Raw genomic sequence first — 1,002 nt, 5'->3', positions numbered from 1 at the left:
TCTTCTCAACTAGCAAACATGGAGTGCGTTCCACGCCACCGCGCCATAGGGTGCGGTGGCGCGCACGGCAAGACAGGCGAGTTGGAGGAGGAAACGTGGCAACGCCCCCTAGCGGATATCCGTATGGCTCTGGGCAGCCGTCCGAGCCGCGCGGAGAAGCCCCGCTGAAGCGCTTCAACTTCCCCTCCGCGCCCAGCAGCCAGGCCCACTCCCAGGAGCCCGGTGACGGGCACCAGCAGCAGCCGCCCCCGCAGCGGCAGCCGCAGCAGGGCCGGGGGCAGTCGTATCCGCCCTCCTACGGTCCGCCCGGACCACCGGAGGGGCCACGGTACGAACCGCCGCCCGCCCCGCGTATCCAGCCCGTACAGCCGCCCGCGCGCCCCGCCCCGGCACCCTCCCCCACCGGCGGCACCCACAACCCGCTGGTGCGGCCGTACGCCATGACCGGGGGCCGGACCCGGCCCCGCTACCAGCTCGCCATCGAGGCGCTGGTGCACTCCACGGCCGAACCCGCCCAGCTCCAGGGCCAGCTGCCCGAGCACCAGCGGATCTGCCGACTGTGCCGCGAGATCAAGTCGATTGCCGAGATCTCCGCACTGCTCACCATCCCCCTGGGCGTCGCCCGGATCCTTGTCGCCGACCTGGCCGAGGCCGGGCTCGTCGCCATTCACCAGCCCGGCGGCGACGAGTCCGCCGGCGGACAGCCTGACGTGACATTGCTCGAAAGGGTGCTCAGTGGACTTCGCAAGCTCTAGCGGTGCAGCCCGCTCCACCACCTCCGCGAAGATCGTGGTGGCGGGCGGCTTCGGCGTGGGCAAGACCACGTTTGTCGGCGCGGTCTCGGAGATCAACCCGCTGCGCACCGAAGCCGTGATGACCTCCGCCTCGGCGGGGATCGACGATCTCACCCACGCCCCGGACAAGACCACCACCACGGTGGCGATGGACTTCGGCCGGATCACGCTCGACCAGGACCTGATCCTGTATCTGTTCGGCACCCCC

2 protein-coding genes are annotated in these 1,002 nt (G+C 70.7%); both read left to right on the top strand.

Annotated features, from left to right (window positions below; genetic code table 11):
• Positions 1-95 precede the first annotated feature (95 nt).
• Positions 96-755: a DUF742 domain-containing protein gene (locus JK363_RS41360; protein WP_307822123.1), complete on the top strand. Its 660-nt coding sequence runs from the start codon at positions 96-98 to the stop codon at positions 753-755.
• The coding region (locus JK363_RS41355; RefSeq protein ID WP_201883479.1) for a GTP-binding protein at positions 736-1,002 on the top strand (267 nt) is incomplete at its 3' end. The genes JK363_RS41360 and JK363_RS41355, both read left to right, overlap by 20 nt.

Origin of the sequence: Streptomyces coffeae, assembly GCF_016741875.1 — a bacterium.
Taxonomy (GTDB): Bacteria; Actinomycetota; Actinomycetes; order Streptomycetales; family Streptomycetaceae; genus Streptomyces; species Streptomyces coffeae.
The sequence above is the reverse complement of the archived record's forward strand: the minus strand, read 5'-3'. Positions and strand labels throughout refer to the sequence as shown.